Annotated in this window: 16 protein-coding genes; 7 read left to right on the top strand and 9 right to left on the bottom strand. The window is 62.5% G+C overall.

Annotated features, from left to right (window positions below):
• The first annotated feature begins 84 nt into the window (after positions 1–84).
• Together RIG82_00850 and RIG82_00845 are read left to right on the top strand one after the other, a co-directional pair.
• The gene (locus RIG82_00850; GenBank protein MEQ9459485.1) at positions 85–1,959 is read left to right on the top strand and encodes a phosphoenolpyruvate carboxykinase (GTP); all 1,875 of its coding nucleotides are present in this window, start codon (positions 85–87) and stop codon (positions 1,957–1,959) included.
• A gap of 193 nt (positions 1,960–2,152) precedes the next feature.
• Positions 2,153–4,228 (top strand): M3 family metallopeptidase, encoded by a 2,076-nt coding sequence (locus tag RIG82_00845; protein ID MEQ9459484.1) that lies wholly within the window; start codon positions 2,153–2,155, stop codon positions 4,226–4,228.
• A gap of 27 nt (positions 4,229–4,255) precedes the next feature.
• Here the strand turns inward: RIG82_00845 and RIG82_00840 are convergent, their stop codons facing one another.
• From RIG82_00840 to RIG82_00830, 3 genes are all read right to left on the bottom strand, one after another.
• A complete protein-coding gene (locus RIG82_00840) occupies positions 4,256–5,518 on the bottom strand; it encodes a serine hydrolase (GenBank protein MEQ9459483.1) in 1,263 nt (420 codons plus the stop codon).
• 95 nt (positions 5,519–5,613) lie between these two features.
• Positions 5,614–6,993, bottom strand: a complete 1,380-nt coding sequence (locus RIG82_00835; GenBank protein ID MEQ9459482.1) for a hypothetical protein — start codon at positions 6,991–6,993, stop codon at positions 5,614–5,616.
• Positions 6,994–7,101: 108 nt separating this feature from the next.
• Complete coding sequence (locus RIG82_00830; GenBank protein ID MEQ9459481.1) at positions 7,102–7,752, bottom strand: Fe(2+)-trafficking protein; 651 nt, start codon at positions 7,750–7,752, stop codon at positions 7,102–7,104.
• Positions 7,753–7,831: 79 nt separating this feature from the next.
• On the opposite strand from RIG82_00830, the gene RIG82_00825 reads away from it, so the two are divergent.
• The gene (locus tag RIG82_00825; protein ID MEQ9459480.1) at positions 7,832–10,663 is read left to right on the top strand and encodes a PD-(D/E)XK nuclease family protein; all 2,832 of its coding nucleotides are present in this window, start codon (positions 7,832–7,834) and stop codon (positions 10,661–10,663) included.
• Positions 10,660–13,947 carry a UvrD-helicase domain-containing protein gene (locus RIG82_00820; protein MEQ9459479.1) on the top strand — a complete coding sequence of 1,096 codons (3,288 nt, stop codon included), beginning with the start codon at positions 10,660–10,662 and terminating at the stop codon, positions 13,945–13,947. The genes RIG82_00825 and RIG82_00820 overlap by 4 nt, the downstream gene beginning before the upstream one ends.
• Before the next feature lies 1 nt (position 13,948).
• Here RIG82_00820 and phoU read toward each other — a convergent pair whose 3' ends face one another.
• From phoU to RIG82_00790, 6 genes are all read right to left on the bottom strand, one after another.
• On the bottom strand, positions 13,949–14,629 hold the full coding sequence (gene phoU / locus RIG82_00815) for a phosphate signaling complex protein PhoU (protein MEQ9459478.1): 681 nt from the start codon (positions 14,627–14,629) through the stop codon (positions 13,949–13,951).
• Between the two features lie 80 nt (positions 14,630–14,709).
• Positions 14,710–16,056, bottom strand: coding sequence for an ATP-binding protein (locus tag RIG82_00810; GenBank protein MEQ9459477.1), 1,347 nt, complete (start codon positions 16,054–16,056; stop codon positions 14,710–14,712).
• Between the two features lie 42 nt (positions 16,057–16,098).
• On the bottom strand, positions 16,099–16,866 hold the full coding sequence (locus RIG82_00805) for a response regulator transcription factor (protein MEQ9459476.1): 768 nt from the start codon (positions 16,864–16,866) through the stop codon (positions 16,099–16,101).
• Between the two features lie 39 nt (positions 16,867–16,905).
• Entirely contained in the window at positions 16,906–17,268 is a 363-nt protein-coding gene (locus tag RIG82_00800) for a DUF971 domain-containing protein (GenBank protein ID MEQ9459475.1), read from the bottom strand.
• Between the two features lie 13 nt (positions 17,269–17,281).
• Positions 17,282–17,689, bottom strand: coding sequence for a PEGA domain-containing protein (locus tag RIG82_00795; GenBank protein ID MEQ9459474.1), 408 nt, complete (start codon positions 17,687–17,689; stop codon positions 17,282–17,284).
• A gap of 31 nt (positions 17,690–17,720) precedes the next feature.
• A complete protein-coding gene (locus RIG82_00790) occupies positions 17,721–18,371 on the bottom strand; it encodes a regulatory protein RecX (GenBank protein MEQ9459473.1) in 651 nt (216 codons plus the stop codon).
• Between the two features lie 36 nt (positions 18,372–18,407).
• On the opposite strand from RIG82_00790, the gene RIG82_00785 reads away from it, so the two are divergent.
• The 3 genes from RIG82_00785 to RIG82_00775 all read left to right on the top strand — a co-directional run bounded on the left by RIG82_00785 (position 18,408) and on the right by RIG82_00775 (position 20,647).
• Positions 18,408–19,181 carry an alpha/beta hydrolase family protein gene (locus RIG82_00785; GenBank protein MEQ9459472.1) on the top strand — a complete coding sequence of 258 codons (774 nt, stop codon included), beginning with the start codon at positions 18,408–18,410 and terminating at the stop codon, positions 19,179–19,181.
• A gap of 63 nt (positions 19,182–19,244) precedes the next feature.
• Complete coding sequence (locus RIG82_00780) at positions 19,245–19,781, top strand: DUF1572 family protein (GenBank protein ID MEQ9459471.1); 537 nt, start codon at positions 19,245–19,247, stop codon at positions 19,779–19,781.
• 83 nt (positions 19,782–19,864) lie between these two features.
• Positions 19,865–20,647 (top strand): sugar phosphate isomerase/epimerase, encoded by a 783-nt coding sequence (locus tag RIG82_00775; GenBank protein ID MEQ9459470.1) that lies wholly within the window; start codon positions 19,865–19,867, stop codon positions 20,645–20,647.
• The last annotated feature ends 8 nt before the right edge of the window (positions 20,648–20,655 follow it).

Raw genomic sequence — 20,655 nt, 5'->3', positions numbered from 1 at the left:
AGAGGCTTGGGAGCCGTTGGTCGGGATCGCCTGGCGTGTCGTCGGGTGCCGCTGCCGCCACTACCTCAACAGGGAGCCAGATTGATGACTTCTTCTACCTCGATGACCGAAGGGACCACGATGACCAGCCACGCGAAGCTCAATGCCTGGGTTGCCGATATTGCCGAACTGACACAGCCTGATGAGGTTGTGTGGTGTGACGGGTCGCCGGAGGAGTACCAGCGGATGCTGGATCTAATGGTGGCGGGCGGGACGGCTCAGTGGCTGAACCCGGATAAGCGGCCGAACTCGATTCTGGTTCGGTCGGACCCGGCGGATGTTGCTCGTGTGGAGGACCGGACGTTTATCTGTTCGAAGAGCAAGGGTGATGCGGGCCCGACGAACAACTGGGCTGATCCGGATGAGATGAAGAAGAAGCTGCGTCCGCTGTTTGAGGGCTGCATGCGTGGTCGTGTGATGTATGTGATTCCGTTTAGCATGGGTCCGGTGGGTTCGCCGATTGCGCATGTTGGTGTGGAGTTGACGGACTCGGCGTATGTGGTGGCGAACATGCACATCATGACGCGGGTGGGCAAGAAGGTGTTGGATGTGCTGGGCGACGATGGTGAGTATGTGCCTTGCGTGCATTCGGTGGGGATGCCTTTGGTGGATGATGCGGGGAAGAAGATTGATGATGTGGCGTGGCCGTGCAATGCGGACAACAAGTACATCACACATTTCCCTGAGACGAAGGAGATCTGGTCGTTCGGATCGGGTTACGGCGGGAATGCGTTGCTGGGCAAGAAGTGTTTTGCCTTGCGGATTGCGTCGGTGATGGCGAAGGAGCAGGGATGGCTTGCGGAGCACATGCTGATTCTGAAGCTGACGGGTCCGAAGGGGATCAAGAAGTACATTGCGGCGGCGTTCCCGTCGGCGTGTGGGAAGACGAATCTGGCGATGTTGACGCCAACGATTCCGGGTTGGAAGGCTGAGTGCATCGGCGACGACATTGCGTGGATGAAGTTTGGTGAGGCGAGCAAGGGTCAGGAGGAGGGTCGTTTGTATGCGATCAATCCTGAGGCTGGTTTCTTTGGGGTGGCTCCTGGGACATCGGATCAGTCGAACCCGAACGCGATGCGTTCGATCGAGAAGAACTCGGTGTTTACGAACTGCGGATTGACGGATGATGGTGATGTGTGGTGGGAAGAGATGACGGATGAGCCGCCTGCGCATCTGATTGACTGGCACGGGAATGACTGGCGTCCATATTCGGAGCAGACGGCGTCGCATCCGAATGCGCGTTTTACGGCACCGGCGGCGCAGTGCCCGGTGATCGCTGATGAGTGGCAGGACCCGAAGGGTGTGCCGATTGATGCGATTTTGTTTGGTGGTCGTCGTGCTTCGGTTGTCCCGCTGATTACGGAGGCATCTTCGTGGCAGCACGGGACGTTCCTTGGTTCGGTGATGAGCAGTGAGAAGACGGCGGCGGCGGCGGGGAAGGTGGGTGTGCTGCGACGTGATCCGATGGCGATGCTGCCGTTCTGTGGATACCACATGGCGGACTACTGGCGTCACTGGCTGGAGCTTGGTGCGAAGGTAGGCGGGTCTTTGCCTGAGGGCGGGATGCCGAGGATTTTCTATGTGAACTGGTTCCGCAAGAGTCCTGAGGGCAAGTGGCTGTGGCCCGGTTTTGGTGATAACAGTCGTGTGCTGAAGTGGGTGGCGGAGCGTTGTGACGGGAAGGCGGAGGCGATTGACACGCCTCTGGGCAAGATGCCGGCTAAGGGATCGCTGGATCTGAGTGGTCTTGATCTTCCTGATGAGGATTACGAGGAGCTGATGAGCGTGGATGTGGATGGCTGGTTGTCGGAGATGGACTCGATGCGTGAGCACTTCGCGACGTTTGGTGACAAGCTGCCGGCGGCGTTGGCGGCGGAGTTGAATGATCTTGAGTCGCGGTTGAAGGCGGCGAAGGGTTGAGTTGAGGTTGATTGATGAACCCCCGTCGTGTGAGCGGCGGGGGTTTTTTGTTGGGGCGTCATGATGGGGTGGTGATGGGATACACTTTGCTTGACGGTGGTGGTTTGATGTTGGCACCCCAGGCTCGCGCCTGGGGCTCGTAGTTGCTGGTGTTCTTTTGATTTAGACGTGATCACGTCGATATGAGGTTGAGATGACGATGATGGTTGTTGAGAATCCGTTGCTGGCGACTGAGGGGCTTCCGGCGTTTGATCGGATTGAGGTGGGGCATGTGGAGCCTGGGGTACGGGGTGCGTTGGCGGAGGTGGTGGCGGGGTTTGAGTCGATCGAGAAGTCGGCGACGGCGAGTTGGGCGGGGGTGATGGAGCCGTTGGAGCGGCTGGAGATTCGGTTTGCGTATTTCTGGTCGACGGTGGCGCATCTGATGTCGGTGAAGAACTCGGAGGCGCTTCGAGAGGCTTATGAGGCGGTGCAGCCGGAGGTGGTGGCGTTTGGTTTGCGGATGGGTCAGAGTCGGCCGATATTTGAAGCGTTGGTGGGGCTACGGGATGGGGCGGAGTGGGGTGGGCTTAGTCGGGCACAGCAGCGGGCGGTTGAGCTGCGGATTCGGGCGGCGGAGCGGTCGGGCGTGGGTCTGGAGGGTGAGGCGAAGGCGCGGTTTGATGAGATTGCGCAGGAGCTATCGAAGCTGGCGACAGATTTTTCGAATCATGTTTTGGACGCGACGAAGGCTTACGAGTTGATCGTGACGGACGCGGGGGATGTGGAGGGATGGCCTAAAGGACTGCGGCAGTTGACGGCGGCTTCGTATCGGGAGAAGAACGAGGGGTCGGAGGCGACGGCGGAGGCGGGTCCTTGGCGGGTGACGCTGGACTATCCGATTCTGGGTCCGTTCATGGAGCACAGTCGGAATCGGGCGCAGCGTGAGTTGGTGTATCGGGCGTCGAGCACGAAGGCGTCGAGCGGTAAGCTGGATAACTCGCCGTTGATCGATCGGATTCTGGCGTTGAGGGCGGAGAACGCGGGTCTGTTGGGATTTAAGTCACACGCTGAGTACAGCCTGGACGCGAAGATGGCTCCGAGTGTGGATGGGGTGCGGGAGATGCTTGGGGGGCTGGTGGAGGCGTCGAAGCCTATGGCGTCGAAGGAGCTTGAGGAACTGCGAGGCTTTGCGGTGGCGCGAGGGCACGAGGGTGAGTTTGCGCACTGGGATGTGCCGTTCTGGCGTGAGCGGTTGAGTGAGGAGCGGTTTGGTTTTACGGATGAGGAGTTGCGGCCTTATTTCCCGTTGCCGAAGGTGCTGTTGGGGTTGTTTTCGGTTTGTGAGCGGTTGTTTGGGGTGACGTTTGAGGAGACGGAGGGGGTTGCGCCGGTGTGGCATGAGGACGTGCGGTATTACCGAGTGCTGGACGAGGCTGGTGTGGAAGTGGCGGGTTTTTATGTTGATCCTTATGCGCGGCCTGTTGACAAGCGTGGGGGTGCGTGGATGGGCGGTTGTCTGCCGAGGATGATGCGGGAGGGCGGGTTGCAGTTGCCGGTGGTGCATATCGTTTGTAACGGGACTCCGCCTGTGGACGGGACGCCTTCGCTGATGAGTTTCCGGGAGGTTGAGACGTTGTTTCATGAGTTTGGCCATGGTTTGCAGGGGATGTTGACCACGGTGGACGTTGCGGATGTTTCGGGGATCAGTGGTGTGGAGTGGGATGCGGTCGAGTTGGCGAGTCAGTTCATGGAGAACTGGTGTTATCACAAGCCGACGCTGATGGGGATGACGGAGCATGTGGAGACGGGCGAGCGGTTGCCGGATGAGTTGTTTGAGAAGCTGGTGGCGGCGCGGGTGTATATGGCGGGGTGGATGACGCTTCGGCAGGTGGAGTTTGCTTTAACGGATCTGGCGTTGCATCACGAGGGGGTGGGTGATCGGAGTGCGTTGGAGGTTTATCGTGAGATCAGTCGGGCGGTTTCGCCTATGCCGGCGACGGATGATGATCGGTTTTTGTGTTCGTTTAGTCACATTTTTGCGGGCGGCTATTCGGCGGGGTATTACAGTTACAAGTGGGCTGAGGTGCTCAGTGCGGATGCGTTTGCGGCGTTTGAGGAGGCGGGTCTGGGGGATGATGATTCGGTGTCCGAGTTGGGGCGAAGGTTTCGGGATACGGTGCTGGCGCTCGGGGGTGGTGAGCATCCGATGGCGGTTTTTAAGTCGTTTCGGGGTCGTGAGCCGGAGATTGAGGCGCTCTTGCGGCACACGGGGTTGTTGGTGGGGTAGGGCGATGTGTGGTTTGTGTGCGGGGTCTTACTGTCGTTCGGTGGCGATCCAGAGTTTTTTTGCGATGGCGGCGCCGAGGTCGGTCATGAAGGCGTTGGCGGTCTGGTAGCCGTAGGTGTTGTCGTTGAGGGTTTGGTTGGGGTTGGTGTAGGTGGTGGCGGTGAGGAAGAATGAGGTTCCTGTGGAGCGGTCGAAGAAGTAGCCGTTTTCGATTTTGAAGCCGTAGGCGGTGCCGGATTTGTCGATGACCATGACGGCGGGTCGGGTGACGACGCGGGCGACGCCGTCGAGGACGGGGGAGTCGGCGAAGCCGGGTTGGTAGCGTGAACGGGGGTAGACGGGGTTGGGAGAGTCGATGGGGTCGATGGACATGGCGTCGAGGATGAGGGCGCGGTGGGTGTCGGAGAGTTTGAATCCGGGTTTGCCGAGGTCGATATCGGGGCGGGCGATCATGATGATGAGGTCTTGGAGGTCTTCGAGTGAGACGTGGTTTTTGTCGGAGAAGTCGAAGGGGGTGTTGATGCGTTCGCCGGTGTTGTTGATGTGGGCCTGGCCGAGGCGGAGGTCGAGGTTTTTGAAGTTGTCGGTGAGCGGGAGGGTGGCGGTGCGCTGTGGGACTGTGTGTGCGCGCTGGTCGAGGATGATGTCGGTTCGTGGTGTGAAGCGGTGGTAGGTTTGGTCGCCTGGGTCGGAGAGTCGGTGGCGGAGGCGGAAGGAGGTGAGTCCGGCGTCCCACATGCGTTGGTTGAGTTGATCGCGGCCGACGAAGTCGTAGAGGCGGTTGTAGGCTTCGTTGGAGGAGACGAGGAGTGTTTTGCGGATTTCGTGGTGGAGGGTGATGGTGCCGTTGGCGACGTTGGAGTCGTCGCGGGTGCGGACGGCGCTATCTGGTTTGCGTGGGTGGAGGACGAGGGGTGTGTCGGCGGTGATGTTGAGGCCGGATTGCTCTGCGATTTGTTGGACTTCGAGGAGGGCGGCGACGGCGGCGGCGACCTTGATGGAGCTGGCGGGGTAGATGTAGTCGTCATCGACGCGGAAGCGGTGGCGGTTGATGGTGGCGGGTCGGTCGGGGTGTTCGACAACTTCTGAGATGATGATCTGGATGCGGTGGGCTTTGGGGTCGACGAGGAGCCCGCCGAAGGTGGAGGGTGCGTTGATGAGGACATCGGAGAACCAGCCGGAGGTGATGCGGGTGCTGGCGGGGGCGCGAGTGGTGTTGTTGGACGCGCAGGCGGTGAGAGTGAGTGAGATGAGGAGGAGTGCGGTTGTTGATGAGAGGAGATGCGTCATGGGTTCATGTTATCGCTGGGGAGGTGGGAAGAAAAAGCGAGCCCGCCATGGGGCGGGCTCGCTGGTGTGCGTTGGTGTGACTGAGGTTTTATGGGTTAGGCGGAGCGTCTTCGGAGGCTGGCGAGGCTGAGGGTGAGGAGGGCGGCGGAGGCGGGTTCGGGGATGACGATGCCGTTGAAGCCGAAGTTTGTTGCAAGGATGGAGAGGTCGATGAGGTCGACGTTGCGATCGTGGTTGAAGTCGCCGTCGATCCAGCCCATTTCTTCCTCGCCGAAGTTTGTAGCGAGGAGTGAGAGGTCGATGAGGTCGACGACGAGGTCGAGGTTTGCGTCGCCGTAGGTGGTTCCGAGGAGGTCGAGGAGGGCTGCGATGTCGGCGGCGTCGGTGATGCCGTCGAGGTTGATGTCGGAGACGAGGTCTTCGAAGTTTTGGAAGTTATCGACGATGAGGTCGATGTCGGTGGGTGTGATGAGGTCGTCGTAGTTCTGATCGCCGACGAGGAAGACGAGGAGGTCGTAGCTGCCGGTTTCGGGGTGGTCACCGACGAAGCTGAAGTCGGGGTATCCGGTTACGCCTAGGGTGAACTCGCCGGAGGCTGGGACGTTGAACTGGACGATGGGGTTGAGGTTGTAGAAGTCGTCTTCGAATGTGATGAGGGATTCGGATTCATCGAGGGCGATGAGCATGGGGTCGAAGTCGGCGAGGGTACCTGCGCGGAGCAGGGTGCCGGGGTCGAATCGGTCCCATCGGTAGAAGTCGGTATCGCCGATGGTTTCAGCGGGGATAAACTCGTCGAGGGCGTCAAAGGGGTTGGTCTGGTCGAAGACGACGTACATGTAGTAGTCGCCGAACTGGTCGTGATCGAAGAGGAAGCCGAACTGGTCTTCGAAGAAACCGTCGAAGGGTGTGGGGTCGCCTGGGAGTCCATCGGGGTATCCGGAGACCTGGAGGAAGATGGAGCCGTCGCCGTTGACCTGTCCGACGATGGCGGAGGCGCTTCCGTCGCCAAGGGGGCTGGAGTTGTCATCGGTGTCGATGAGGATTCCGTCGTAGATGCCGAGTGTGGTGTCGGGGCCGAACCCGCCGTAGCCGAATCCGGTTCCGGCGATGCCGTCGGTGTCGGAGGCGATGGAGGCTGGTGGTGAGGCGTAGCCTTCGCCGTTGAATCCGTAGGGGTCGTTATCGATGATGACGACGAAGTCGCGGAAGGGTGTGAAGCCTGCGTAGGCCCAGGTATCGACGTTGAACCCGGAGAGGGTGCCGATTTCGTAGAAGTCATCAGCGCCGAACATGACGGGGTCGAAGAAGCCTCCGCCGTCGCCAAGGAATCCGAAGATGGTGTTCTCGGAGACGTTTTGTGCGTTGAAGAAGTCGTCGTTGAACTCGGACTCGAACTCGGCGTGGGCGAGCGAGGTGATGCCGAGGGTGAGGGTGGCGGACAGGAGGAGGCGTGTGGGGAGGGCTGCGGTCTGCATCTCTGACTTCTCCAGAAGTGGTGTTTTTTGCGCGTGTTAAACCGGATAAGCCTTGCGGCTTATGAAGGTTACCACTGGAAGTCGGGGTGGCCAAGAAAAAACGCGGTATCAGGCGTCAGAAGTGGCGTTTTCCTGGTTGTAGGCGTCGATTTCTTCGCGGGAGACCTGGAGCCATTCGAGCATGTGTTGTTCGTAGAGGTCCTGGTGGGCGGGGTTGGAGAAGTCGAGTCTTAGTTCGTTGATGACTTTGGTGCCCTGGCCGATCCATTCGTTCCAGGTGATCTGTCCGAAGTGGTCGAAGATGAAGCGGCCGATGGGCCCGCGCATGGGTGGATCGGCGAGTCGGGGCTGGGGTTGGCCGGCGCGGCGGTCGAGAACCATTTTGCCGGAGGACTCGACCTGGGCTTTTTTGGCGGAGGCGTCTTCGACCTGTGGGATGGGTGCGTCGATCTGTTCGAGGAGTGAGCCGATGGCTTTTTGGGGCATGACGTCGCCCCGGGCGGCGGCGACGGTGTAGCCCTTGGTGAGGATGGTGGCGGCCTGGTCTTTTTGGTTGAGTTTGATGAGGGAATGTCCCAACTGCTGGTATGCGCGGGACATGCCGTCGTTGAGGTCGATGGCCTTCTGGTAGGCGACGACGGCGTCCTGGAGGCGTTCGGCTTCTTTGTAGGCGTTGCCGAGGCTGAGGTAGGCCATGTCGTCGGGTGCTTCGGCGGCCATGCGTTCCCACTGGGCGATGCGTTCGTCGATGTTGCTCATGCCGGTAGCATAGCGCTTTGTGGGCTTCGGGTCGATGCGGGGGTTGCGGGGTTTGGTGTGTGGGGTGAGGATGCGGGGCATGTCGATTCGCAGGGTTTTTTTGGGCCGTGACCAGCCGTTGTTGGCCGGGGCGGTGGATGCGCTGGAGGGGATGGTTGCGGTGGGTGGTGGTGGGCTGAGGGCGTGGGATCTGACGGGGCTGGTGGTGGTGGTGCCGAGTGATCGGGCGCGACGGCAGTTGCTGGGTCGTCTGGCGGGCCGTGCGCGGGAGCGGGGTTGTGTGGTGATGCCGCCTGAGCTGGTGGCGCCGCAGGTGTTGCTGCGGAAGCTGGCGGTGGTGGAGGGTCGTGAGGCGACGGCTTGGCAGTCGGTGGTGGCGTGGTGGTCGGTGTTGCGGGGGGCTGAGGCGGGGTTGCTGGGGACGCTGGTGCGTGAGCGGGCGGGTGAGGATCGGGAGGTGACGTGTTTGCGGTTGGCGCGGCGGCTGGCGAAGGCTTCGGGTGATCTGGTGCTGGATGGTTTGAGTTTTCGGGCGTTGCCGGGGCTGCTGGAGGCGGTGGGTGTGGATGTGCCGGTGCCGGAGCGGTATGAGGCGTTGGCCGAGTTGGAGGGGCGGTATCTCGAGAGGCTGGCGGGTGAGGGGTTGGTGGATGGTTGGCATGGTTTGGCGGAGGCGGCGCGGGGTGGTCCGCTGCGGCTGTGGCGGACGGTGGTGCTGCTGGGGGTGCTTGATCCGAGGCCGGTGCTGGCGGGGTTGTTGAGTGATGTGGAGGATGAGGTGGTGGCGCTGGTGTGGGGTGATGAGGGTGAGGATGGCGAGGCCTTTGATGTGTTGGGTGCGGTTCGGCCGGAGGCGTGGGCGGAGCGAGGGTTGGATGTGGAGGAGGGCCGGCTGCGGTTTGTGGAGGATGCGGAGGATCAGGTGTTGGCGGTGGTGGAGGCGATTGAGGGCGTGGCGGAGGGCGATGGGGTTGCTGCGGATGATGTGACGGTGGTGGCGGCGGATGGTGATTTGAGTGAGCCGATCCGGGCGGGGTTGTCGTTGGCGGGGGTGCGGGCTGCGATCGTGGGGTCGCGGGGTTTGGCGGCGAGTGGTCCGGCGGTTTTGCTGGGGCAGCTAGCGCGGTTTGTGGAGACGCGGGGTGTTGATGATCTGGCGGTGCTGGTGCGGCATCCTGATCTGGATGGGTATCTGCGGGGGGTGGTGGGGGGTGATGGGGATTGGGCGGGTTTGCTGGATATCTATGCGGATGAGGCGTTTCATAGGCGTTTGGGGTCGGTGTGGGTGGGGGATGATGAGGTGATTGCGCGGGTGAAAGCGTTGTATGAGGCGGTGATGGGGTTGGTGTCGGTTGAGGCGGGGGAGGAGAGGCGGTTGGAGGGTTGGGTTGAGGTGTTGCGCGGGGTGTTGCGGGCTGTGTATGGGGCGCGTGAGGTTGAGGTGGGGTCGGTGTTGGCGGAGGAGGTGGAGGGGTTGTTGGACGAGTTGGATGCGGTGGCGAGTCTGGGTCAGTTGGCGGAGGGTGTGCCTGAGGTGGGGTTTGTAGAGGCGGTGGATTGGGTGCTGGGGGGAGCGGAAGGTGCGGCGGTGGGTTTGGCGGGTGATGAGGCGGCGGTGCCGATTGTGGGTGTGTTGGAGATGGCGTTTGATGGGGCGGGTGTGCTGGTGGTGGCGGGGTTGAATGAGGGGTCGTTTCCGGCGCGGCCGGGGGTGGAGCCGTTGCTGCCTATGTCGGTAAGGAAGCGGTTGAGTTTGGATGCGGGTGAGATGCGCGAGGCGCGGGATCGGTGGGCGTTGGAGGTGGCGGTGCGGTGTCGTCGGGAGGTGACGCTGATTGCGGCGGGGCGTTCGGTGAATCGGGAGCCGTTGTTGCCGAGTCTGGTGTTGCTGGGTGGCGATCGGGAGACGCGGGTGGTGCGGCTGCGGCGGTTTCTAGAAGAGCGGGAGCATCCGGCGGAGCGGTTGCGGTTGGGTGAGCCGGGTGGGGCGCATCGGTTTTTGATGATCCCGCCTGGGCGTGAGGGGGTGGTGTTGCGGCGGTTGGGGGTGACGGCGTTTCGAGATTATCTGATGTGTCCGTACCGGTTTTACCTGAAGTATGTGGAGAAGCTCACGGCGGTGGAGGAGGAGGGGGATGAGCTGGGGGCTGCGCGGTTTGGGACGCTGACGCATGATGTGTTGAAGTGGTTAGCGGAGGTGGATGCGAAGGAGCGGGGGAGTTTGTTGCGGGTGGAGCGGTTGCTTGAGGGGGCGTTGGAGGCTGAGGCGGCGAAGCGGTTTGGAGATGATCGGTCGGTGGCGCAGCGGATTCAGTTGGAGAGTCTGCGGGCTCGGCTGTCGGCGGTGGCGCGGGTGCAGGTGTCGCGGTGGGCGGCGGGTTGGGAGATTGTGGCGGCGGAGCGGAAGCTGGAGTTGCCGTTGGAGGTGGACGGGGAGGCGGTGGTGGTTTCGGGGCGGATTGATCGGATTGATCGTCACCCGGAGTTTGGTTGGCAGGTGCTGGATTACAAGACGTTTGGGAAGATCACGCGGAAGAATGAGGCGCGGGGTCGTCATCACACGCGGGATTTGGTGTGGTCGGATTTGCAGCTGCCGTTGTATCTGGATCTGGTCAGGCATTCGATGGTGGGTGTGGATGAGGCGGTGGATGCGGGGTACTGGATTTTGCCGGGTGCGTCGTCGGCGGATGTTGGGGGGCATGTGCATCTGGCGGGGTGGGATGGGGAGGAGTTGGCGTCGGCGCGGGTGGTTCGGGATGAGGTGGTGCGGAGGATTGTGGGTGGGTTGTTCTGGCCGCCTGGGGATTTGCCGGTGTTTGAGGATGGGTTGGCGGGTTTGTGTGGTGATGGTGCGGCGGATCGTGCGGGGTTGATTGCGCGGACGACGGCGTTGATGGGGGGTGGGGCGTGAGTCGGGGTGTGATTCCAGAGCATGAGTTGATCCGTGCATCGGCGGGGTCGGGCAAGACGTTTTCGTTGGCGCAGCGTTATCTGCGGCTGCTGGAGTCGGGTGCGGAGCCTGGGCGGGTGTTGGCGACGACGTTTACGCGGGCGGCGGCGGGTGAGATTCGAGATCGGGTGTTGGGTTGGCTGGTGAAGGGGTCGAGTGATGCGGCGGGGTTGGCGGCGCTCAATGAGAACGTGGGGGTGCGGCTTGGTCGAGAGCGGGTGGGGGTTTTGTTTGACGGGGTGTTGGGGGCTTTGCCGCGGCTGCCGATCGGGACGATTGACAGTACGTTTCATCGGATGGCGAGTGCGTTTGCGTTTGAGTTGGGGTTGCCTGAGCGGCCGACGTTGCTGGATGAGCAGTCGTCGTTGGCGGAGGACTTGCGGGGTCGGAGTATTGAGCGGCTGCTTAGTGAGCGTGAGCGGGCGGAGACGCTGGAGACGTTGATTGCGTGGTTGCGGCGGTTGACGTCGGGCCAGGCGACGCGGTCTGTGACGGAGGAGATTGATCGGATTGTGAAGGAGTTGCACGGGGTGTGGGTTGAGACGCCGGTGGCTGGTTTGTGGCACTTTGGGAAGCATGGTCGGCGGTTGGGGGATGAGGCGTTTGTGGCGGCGGTTGAGCGGTTGCGCGGGTGTAGGGACGTGCTGCCTAAGACTCAGAAGGGTGAGACGCAGAAGTCGTATCTGAGGGCGTTGTCTTCGGCGGTGGCTTGTGCGGAGTCGGGTGAGTGGGAGTCTTTATTGACGGCTGGGCTTTCGCCGAAGGTTTGGGCGGGCGAGACGTTTGATCGGAAGGAGATTCCGGAGGCGTTGTCGGGGGCGCTTCGGCCTGTGATGGAGCATGCGATCGCGGAGGTCGCGGAGACGATTGACTGGCGGACGCATGCGACGGCGTTGTTCTTGTCGGATTACGACAAGGCCTGGGAGGTGATGGCGGCGCGTCGGGGGGCGGTGTTGTATTCGGACATGACGCGGTTGCTCGCGCAGGGTGTGGTGGGTGGTGATGAGCGTTGGCTGGAGGAGTTGCGGTTTCGGACGGACGCGACGACGGATCATTTGTTGCTGGATGAGTTTCAGGACACGAGTCGTCAGCAGTGGGCGGTGTTGTCGCCGATTGTGGACGAGGTGTTGGCGAGTGGGCCGGCGGCGGAGTCGGGTCGGTCGGTGTTTTGTGTGGGGGATACGAAGCAGGCGATTTATGGTTGGCGTGGGGGCGATGTGCGGTTGTTCGATCAGATGGAGAAGCGGATTGAGGATGCGGGCGGTGGGAATCGGGAGCTCTCGAAGGTGTGGCGGTGTTCGCCGGCGGTGTTGGACTTGGTGAATGCGGTATTTATGAATCTGACCTCGTGGGGTGGTGTGGAGAGCGATGAGCAGGTGCGGATGCTGCGGGATTGGCAAGGGTCGTTTCCTGAGCACGAGGCAGCGCACTCGGATCGGGTTGGTTATGCGTGTGTGGAGCGGACGGAGCCGTTGAGGGGTGAAGCGGATGATGAGGAGCGGTCATGGGGAGCGGGAGCGGGTGAGTATGAGGAGGAGGTGGACGCCCCGCTGGGTGCGCATGGGGCGGATCATCTTCGTCAGGTGGCGGAGCGGGTGAAGGCTTTGCATGATCGGCTGCCGGGGCGTTCGGTGGCGGTGCTGGTGTCGCGTAATCGGACGGCGGGCGAGTTGCTGTTGTTGCTGAGGGGGTTGGGTGTGGAGGCGTCGGGTGAGGGTGGGATTCCGATCGCGGGTGACCCGGCGGTGGAGGCGGTGTTGTCTGCGTTGACGCTTGCGGATCATCCGGGTGATCTGGCGGCGGCGTTTCATGTTCGGAACAGTCCGTTGGGTGAGGTGGTGAAGGTTCCCGGGTCGGATGATGGGTTGGCGGGCTGGGGGGCGGGTGTTCGTGGGGCGCTGCTGGCTTCTGGCTTCGGGGCGGTGCTGCAGCGGTGGATCGGAGGGCTGGTGGGGGCTTGTGATGAGGGGCGTTGGCGGCGGCTGGAGCAGTTGCTGGTGATGGCGCAGCGGTATGACCTGGAGATGGGTGCGGAGCCGGAGCCGGCGGCGCTTCGGCCGGGGCGTTTTGTGGCGTCGGTGCGTCGGCAGCGGGTTGAGGAGCCGAGTCAGTCGGCGGTGCGGGTGATGACGGTGCATCGGTCGAAGGGGATGGAGTTTGATGCGGTGGTGTTGCCGGATTTGGATCAGAAGTGGATTCATCGGGCGGGGCCGGCGATTCGGCGTGATGCGCAGACGGGTGAGGTTGTACAGATTGCGCATCGTCCGCCTAAGAAGCTGCGTGATTATTACCCGTTGATTGCGCAGGCGATTCGGGATGGTGAGGCGGACGATCTGGGGGAGCGGTTGTGCGGGTTGTATGTGGCGATGACGCGGGCGATTCACGGGTTGTATGTGATGCTGCCGGCGTTGCGGAAGACGGCGAAGGGTGGGGTGAGCAAGGCTGGGGTGGGTGATCGTTCGGCGGCTTCGCTGATTCGTCAGGTGCTGGCGCTGCCGGAGGAGCCGGAGGAGCCGGATGAGGAGGGTGAGGTGCTGGTTGAGTTCGGTGAAGCGGGTTGGGCGGAGCGGGTTGAGCGGAGGGACGTTGGTGAGCGTGTGTTGCGGCGGGCGCTGCGGGCGAAGGTGAAGGAGGGGCGAATGGCGTCGGTGTCGGCGGCTTCGAGTCATGGGCGTGCGCGGTTGATGGAGTTGTTTGAGCGGGGGCGAGGGGTGGCGGCGCGGGCGCGTGGTGAGGCGGTGCATGCGCTGCTGGAGGGTGTCGGGTTTGTTGATGACGAGTTGCCGGCGTGGGTGGGTGATGACGAGGCGGCTTGGGCGTTGCTGGAGGCGAGTGGGTTGGATGTGTCGGGTGATGACGTGAGTGAATGGGTTGCTGAGGCGCGGCGGGCGATGGGGATGGATTCGGTTTGTGAGGTTCTGAGTCGGCGTGGGGCGGCGCGGGTGATGGCGGAGGTGCCGTTTGCCCGGACGCCGGCGGAGGGGACGCTGGTGGTGGGGCGGATCGATCGTCTGGTGGTTTGGGAGGTTGATGGCGGGGTAGAGCGGGCGGAGGTGGTGGATTACAAGACGGATCGTGTGGCGGATGATGAGGCGGGTAGAGCGTTGGCGTTGGAGCGACACGCGGCGCAGGTGGGGCGGTACTGCGAGGCGGCGGCGGCGTTGTTGGGGGTTGATCGCGCGGCGGTGACGGGGCGGCTGTTGATGACGTTAACTGGTGATGTTGTGGACGTGCCGTCGGGCTGAGTCAGGCGGAGTCACGTTCCCGGGTGAGTCGTCGGTGGCGGACGATGTCGCCTTCGGCCATGTAGATGACGTCTTTTGCGATGTTGACGGCGTGGTCGGCCATGCGTTCGAGTTGTCTTGAGACGTTGGTGAGGTGGATCATCTGGGTGATCTGCTCGGGGTTGGTTTTCATGGACTCGGTGATGCGGTCGTACATTTCGCGGTGGATTTCATCGACGTTGTCATCGAGTTCGCGGACTTCGCGGGCGAGAGAGGGGTCGAGGTTGACCAGGGCGTCGAGGCTTTTGGTGAGCATTTCCTGGACGAGTGCGCTCATGCGGCCGAGGTCGAAGGGGATGCGGTCGACGGCGGCGCAGGAGGCGAGGAACTGGGCTTGCTGGGCGACGTTGACGGCGAGGTCGCCAATGCGTTCGAGGTCGTTGTTGATTTTGAGGACGGCGATGACGAATCGGAGGTCGAATGCGACGGGCTGGTGGAGTGCGAGGGTCTGGAGGCACTCTTCTTCGACGTCGATTTCGAGCTGGTCGATTTTGATGTCGCCTTCGATGACAGATTGGGCGATGGCGTAGTCGCGGGTCTGGACGGCGCGGATTCCGCCATCGACGGCTTCCTCGACGAGGGTTCCGAGGGAGAGGAGGCTTTTTTTGAGTTTGTCGAGTTGTCGTTGCAGGTGGGTGGCCATGGTCCGTCTCCGAGTGATTTGGGGCGAGTCCGTTCGCGCCTAACTCTTCACTATACGCGAGTTTGTGGAGGACTCGGCATTTAAGTGAGTGATTCTGCGGGAATTAGGGGTTTTCCCGAGGCTTGTAGGTGGACTCTGAAGGTGGTGCCTTGTCCGGGTTTGGAGTCGACGGAGACTCTTCCGCCATGGGCTTCGGCGACGTGTTTGACGATGGAGAGGCCGAGTCCGGTTCCGCCTCGATCGCGGCTGCGGGAGCGGTCGGTGCGGTAGAAGCGTTCGAAGATTCGTGGGAGGTGTTCGGGTTCGATGCCGCGGCCCTGATCGGTGACTTCGATGATGACTTCGTTGTGATCGGCTCTGGCGGTCATGGTGATGGTGCTGTGTTCGGGGCTGTATTTGACGGCGTTGTCGAGGAGGTTGATTACGGCCTGTTCGAGGAGGGCGGGGTTGAGTTGTGCGGTGAGATCTAGTGGTGCGTTGATGTTGATGTGTGTAGAGCGTGTATCGGCTTTGGCCTGGACGGTTTCGCGGGCTGCGGTGAGGACGGGGGTGACGGGTTGTGGTTCGAGGTTGGTGGTGACTTCGCCTTGTTCCTGTTCGATGCGCGCGAGGCTGAGGAGGTCTTCGACGATGGCTTCGAGGCGGATGGCCTGCCGGGCGACGATGCGTAGGAAGCGGTCGCGTCCTGCGGGTTCGATGTCGGGGTCGTCGAGGAGGGTTTCGGTGGCGGCCTTGATGGCGCTGACGGGGGTTTTGACTTCGTGTGAGACGTTGGCGACGAACTCCTGGCGGATGCGTTCGAGTCGGCGGAGCTGGGTGACGTCGTGGAGGACGATGACGGCGCCGAGGTGTTCGCTGCGGGCGTCGCGGAGTGTTCCGGAGAGGATCTGGAAGTCGCGGCGTTGTCCGGCGGAGGACCCGCTGAGGCGGAGGCTCATCTCGGCTTGTTCGTTGGTGGCGCGTTTGAGGGTCTGGGTGACGAAGTCCTGAAGGGTGGCGTTGCGGATGACTTCCTGGATGGGTCGTCCGATGGTGGTGTGGGGCGAGATGCCGAGGAGTTCGGCGGCGGCGTGGTTGAGGCTGAGGACGCGTTCGTCGAGGTCGATGGCGAGGACGCCTTCGCGCATGGAGGAGAGGACGGCGCCGAGTTCGTTTCGTTGCTGGATGACGTCGGAGAGTCGTCCTTCGAGGTGGACGGCCATTTCGTCGAGGGTGTCGGAGAGACCTGTGAGTCGTAGGGTTTTGGAGGCGCGGACGGGTTGGGAGAGGTCTCCGCGGGAGAGTCGGACGGCGGCGCGACAGAACTGTCGGAGGGCGCGTCGGATCTGGTAGAGGATGATGGCGACGGCGATGAGCAGGGCGATAGCGAGGCCAAGGAGTGTGGCGGAGAGGGTTTGGGTCAGGTTCTGGGCCAATAGATAGAGCACAGGGGCGCTGCCGCCTGGGCTTGGGCGGCCTCCTGGAGGGGCTTAGTCTCGGAAACGATAGCCGACGCCACGGACGGTCTCGATGCGTTGTCCGGTTTCGCCGAGTTTTCTTCGGAGTGCGACGACCTGGACATCGACGGAGCGATCGGTGACGGCGGCGAATCCTTCGTGGATGGATTCGATGATTTGCTGTCTGGTGTAGACGCGGCCGCGGCGGGAGGCGAGGAGGGTGAGGAGCTTGAACTCGGTGGCGGTGAGGTCGATGAGGTTTCCGGAGGCGTGGACTTCGTGGCGGTCGAGGTCGATGGTGACGTCGGCGGCTTCGATGGTGCGGGGGTTGGCGGCTTCGCTGGAAGCGGCTTCGGAGGCTCGGCGGAGGATGGCCTGGATGCGGGCCATGAGGATGCGGGGGCTGAAGGGTTTGGTGACGTAATCGTCGGCGCCGAGTTCGAGTCCGCGGACGATGTCGGTTTCTTCGCCTTTGGCGGTGAGCATGATGATGGCGATGTCGGCGGTGTTGTCTCGTGACTTGAGGGTTCGGCAGACTTCGAGTCCGTCCATGCCTGGGAGCATGAGGTCGAGGATGAGGAGGTCGGGTGGTTGGGCGCGGGCTTCTTTGAGTCCGGCTTCGCCTGTGGCGGCGGTACGGACGTTGAAGCCTTCGCGTTCGAGGTTGTATTCGAGGAGTTCGAGTAGGTCCTGCTCGTCTTCGACGATGAGGATTGAGGTGTCGGAGGATTCCTGGTGATGCCTGTTTTTTGGGTCGGGCATACCTGACTCCGCGTGGTTGTTGGCGGTGGTGGTCCGCATGCGTATCAGGATATCCGAAGGTGAAATGTGTCGATTCTGTTAGCGATCGGGCTCATCGGGCTGGGTGGTGGCGTCTGCGGGGGGCTGGTTGGGGTCGATGGAGCGGAGGTAGGGCCAGGCGTAGAGGCCGGTGTCGTGTCCGTCGGAGAAGCGGATTCGGACGGCGTAGTTGCCGACGAGTTCGGCATCGACAGCGCGGAGGGGCTCGGAGGATGAGGTTGATGAGGGGAGGACGGTGAGGGGGTTGGCGGCGATTGCCTTGCGCATCTCGCGGGCTTCGGCGGAGGGCGAGAGTCGGCGGAGGAGGTTGACGGGGTAGAAGGAGACGCGGCCATCGGACCAGCGGATGGTGAGTCCTTTGTCTTTGTCGAGGTCGAGGCTACGGGGGGTGATGTCGGGCATGGTCTTGGGATCGTCAGGGCATGGGGCGGTCGAGGTTGGCGCGCATCTGTCGGGCGCGGTCGTTGACGGCGTCGATGTTCTCGTCGGCGGGGTTGGGAGCGGGGTCAAGGGTGTAGTGCCATTCGACGCGGTCGTGTAGTCCGGGGATGAACTCGGCGAAGAAGTCGGGTCCGGGGTAGGCCCACCAGGGCGGGTCGGCTTTGCCGGTGGTCCAGAGGGGTTTGCTGTTATCGTTTTCGAGTCGGACGTCGTAGACGCCGTAGTAGGTGAAGGGGAGTTGGATGGGGGTGCGGCCGACTTCCTGGTCGTTGAGGTGGACTAGGGCCCCGGCGGGTTCGGAGGTGATGATGAGGGTGCGGCGGGCGCAGCCGGTGAGGAGCAGGGCGGTGATGAGGAGCAGAGGGAGGGTCGTCTTGGGCATGGGTAGAGGATACCGGTGCTTGGGTGCGGGGTCAGTCGGGGTTGTCGTCTTTGGTGAGTTGGTCAACGACATCGCGGATGGTGTCGGTGTCGTATCCGCGGCGGGCGAGGCGGCCGAAGAGGCGGCGTTGGCGGACTTGGGGTGCTAGGCGAGCGAGTCCGGCCATCTGTTTGCGGGCGTATTCGAGGGCGCGGGCGGCATCGTTGAGTTCGTCGGCTTCGGTCTGCTGGGTGACCTGGGCGATGGTCTGGTCGGATACGCCAGCGGCGCGGAGTTTGTTCTGGATGAGGCGTGGTCCGGCGCCCTTGCGGCTGCGGAGTTCTTCGACGTAGCGGGTGGCGAAGGCAAGGTCGTCGAGGAGACCGGCGTGGTCGAGTCGGTCGAGGGCTTCGCGGCGTGCTGGGGGCTCGAACTTTGCTTTGGCGAGTTTGAGGTCGAGTTGTTTGCGGGTGTGGGGTCGGCGGGCGAGGTATCCGCGGGCTTTCTGGACGGCACGGTCGGCTTGCTCGCTGGCTTGGGCCCCGTCGGCCATGGCCTCGGTCCATTCGCGGCCGACGGCGACGCCCAGGTCGATGATGGAGCGTGGTGAGAGGGTGGCGACGCGGCGGGGTCCGACCATGACGCGGACGCGGTCCTCGTTGCGGGGGTCGGGTCGGAGGGCAGTGACGGTGGTGTCGGGCACGTGGTTATTCTACCGGGACGATCAGGAGATCTATAAATGGCGAAGCTGGAGATTCGGTACAGCTCGGAGGTTCTGGGGATGAGCCGGACGCTGCACGCGTTGGTGCCGGAGCATCGAGAGGTGCCTGCGGGGGGTTTTCCGGTGTTGTGGTTGCTGCATGGGCTCTATGGGGATGATTCGGATTGGACGCGTTATGGCCGGGCGGAGTTTCACGTGCAGGAGCAGCCGTTGGTGGTGGTGATGCCATCGACGGATCGGGCGTGGTACACGGATATGGCGGCGGGGTATCGGTACTGGACGCATCTGAGCGAGGAGTTGCCGGGTGTGGTGGGACGGATGTTGCCGGTGACGGAGCGGCGGGAGCATACGTTTGTGGCGGGGCTGTCGATGGGGGGTTACGGGTCGTTTAAGTGGGCGTTGCGGTCGCCTGAGCGGTTTGCGGCGGCGGGGTCGTTTTCCGGTGCGTTGGGGCGTGCTGGCCAGATGGACCATGGGGATCGGGCCACGGAGTGGATGCAGGAGCAGGGGCATATTTTCGGTGATCTGGAGCGATTTGCGGGTGGGGATGACGACACTGAGGCGTTGGCGCGGCGGCTGGCGGGGTCGGATGGGGTGCGGCCGGAGTTGTTTCAGGCGTGTGGGACGGCGGATTTTCTGTATCAGCAGAATCTGAGGTTTCGGGATACAGCCCGGGAGGTTGGGCTGGGGTTGACGTATGAGGAGCACGAGGGAGAGGACCATAGGTGGCCTTACTGGGATCGGATGCTGGGTCGTTTTTTGGCGTGGCTGGATGTTCCGGGGCGGCTGTGAGGCGAGTTTCGCAGGAAGCGGTACACTCAGTGCGTAGCCGAATGAGCGGCACGGAGGACATCGATGGCGGGTTCGAGCTCTGAACTTGGACGGGTGATGATCGACGCGGCGATCGAGATGTTCCGGTCGCAGAAGCGGATGGCGGATCGGGCGATCGAGCAGGTGACGTTTGATCAGCTACGTCAGTCACCTGATGCCGAGAGCAACAGTGCTGCGGTGATCATGAAGCATCTGGCGGGGTCGATGCGGTCGCGGTGGACGGACTTTCTGACCTCGGACGGTGAGAAGCCCTGGCGGGATCGTGATGACGAGTTCATTGATCGGTACAAGGATGAGCGTGAGTTGATGCGTGATTGGGAGGCGGGGTGGTCGATTCTCTTCCGGACGCTGGACAGCTTGAAGCCTGAGGACCTGACGAAGACGATTACGATTCGTGACGAGCCTGATCTGGTGGTCGCTGTGATTTACCGTCAGATGGCGCACTACGGCTACCACATTGGTCAACTGGTTTGGCTGTGTCGGTGGCAGGCGGGTGCGGACTGGTCGGTGATCACGATCCCGCGGTCGCCTAAGCCTGCGGCGAGTCCTGAGAGGTCCTGATTTTACTGGCTGGGGTGCTGCGTTACGTTCCTCGGCTCTTGATTCGGTTTCCCCCCTATTTTTGATGTTGGAGTCTGTTGACGATGCCTGCGATTCCTTTTGCACTGCAGCTTTATTCGATCCGAAACCTGGCCAAGAAGGACATCTGCGAGGCGATCCGTAAGACGGCTTCGTGGGGTTATCAGGGGGTGGAGTTCGCCGGGTTCCACGGCGTGTCGCCTGCGGAGCTAAAGAAGCTGCTGGACGATCTAGGGCTTGGTGTTGCGGGGAGTCATGTCGGGCTGGATGTGCTGGAGGGTGATCAGCTTCAGAAGACGGTGGAGGAGCATCTGGCGGTGGGTTGCACGAATCTGGTGGTGCCTTGGATTGATGAGCCGATGCGGGATTCGGAGGATGCGTGCAAGAAGACGGCGGAGCGGCTTGCGGCGGCGGCCGATGCGGTGAAGAAGCATGGTTGCCGGGCGGGGTACCACAACCACTGGTTCGAGTTCACGCCTTTTGCGAATGGCAAGACGTGCTGGCAGATGATCGGGGAGGGTACGCCTGCTGATTTCATCATGCAGTACGACACGGGCAATGGCCAGGCTGGCGGGCAGGATCCGGTGAAGGTGCTGAGTCAGTTTCCGGGTCGCGGTCACACGCTGCACCTGAAGGAGTATGTCGGCAAGCCAGGCGAGAACGGGCCGGAAGGTCTTGGCAAGGCGGTTGTCGGCAAGGGTGGGACGGACTGGGCTGCGGTGCTCAAGGCGGCGAAGGAAGTGTCCAAGGCGTCGTGGTTGATTGTTGAGCAGGAAGGCCACGAGACGCTGGATGAGCTTGAGGCGGCAAAGCAGTGTGCTGAGAACATCAAGGCGATGCCTGGCTGAGCGGCTTT

The organism is Phycisphaeraceae bacterium (assembly GCA_040222855.1).
GTDB lineage: Bacteria > Planctomycetota > Phycisphaerae > Phycisphaerales > Phycisphaeraceae > Mucisphaera.
Note: the sequence above shows the minus strand (reverse complement) of the source record. Positions and strands in the feature narration are given on the sequence as shown.

Bases quoted from the DNA above. Each gene is read 5' to 3' on its own strand.
- RIG82_00845 (MEQ9459484.1), top strand. From the start codon at position 2,153: ATGACGATGATGGTTGTTGAGAATCCGTTGCTGGCGACTGAGGGGCTT.
- phoU (MEQ9459478.1), bottom strand. From the start codon at position 14,629: ATGGCCACCCACCTGCAACGACAACTCGACAAACTCAAAAAAAGCCTC.
- RIG82_00775 (MEQ9459470.1), top strand. From the start codon at position 19,865: ATGCCTGCGATTCCTTTTGCACTGCAGCTTTATTCGATCCGAAACCTG.
- RIG82_00805 (MEQ9459476.1), bottom strand. From the start codon at position 16,866: ATGCGGACCACCACCGCCAACAACCACGCGGAGTCAGGTATGCCCGAC.
- RIG82_00840 (MEQ9459483.1), bottom strand. From the start codon at position 5,518: ATGACGCATCTCCTCTCATCAACAACCGCACTCCTCCTCATCTCACTC.
- RIG82_00780 (MEQ9459471.1), top strand. From the start codon at position 19,245: ATGGCGGGTTCGAGCTCTGAACTTGGACGGGTGATGATCGACGCGGCG.
- RIG82_00825 (MEQ9459480.1), top strand. From the start codon at position 7,832: ATGTCGATTCGCAGGGTTTTTTTGGGCCGTGACCAGCCGTTGTTGGCC.
- RIG82_00785 (MEQ9459472.1), top strand. From the start codon at position 18,408: ATGGCGAAGCTGGAGATTCGGTACAGCTCGGAGGTTCTGGGGATGAGC.
- RIG82_00830 (MEQ9459481.1), bottom strand. From the start codon at position 7,752: ATGAGCAACATCGACGAACGCATCGCCCAGTGGGAACGCATGGCCGCC.
- RIG82_00835 (MEQ9459482.1), bottom strand. From the start codon at position 6,993: ATGCAGACCGCAGCCCTCCCCACACGCCTCCTCCTGTCCGCCACCCTC.
- RIG82_00795 (MEQ9459474.1), bottom strand. From the start codon at position 17,689: ATGCCCAAGACGACCCTCCCTCTGCTCCTCATCACCGCCCTGCTCCTC.
- RIG82_00800 (MEQ9459475.1), bottom strand. From the start codon at position 17,268: ATGCCCGACATCACCCCCCGTAGCCTCGACCTCGACAAAGACAAAGGA.
- RIG82_00850 (MEQ9459485.1), top strand. From the start codon at position 85: ATGACTTCTTCTACCTCGATGACCGAAGGGACCACGATGACCAGCCAC.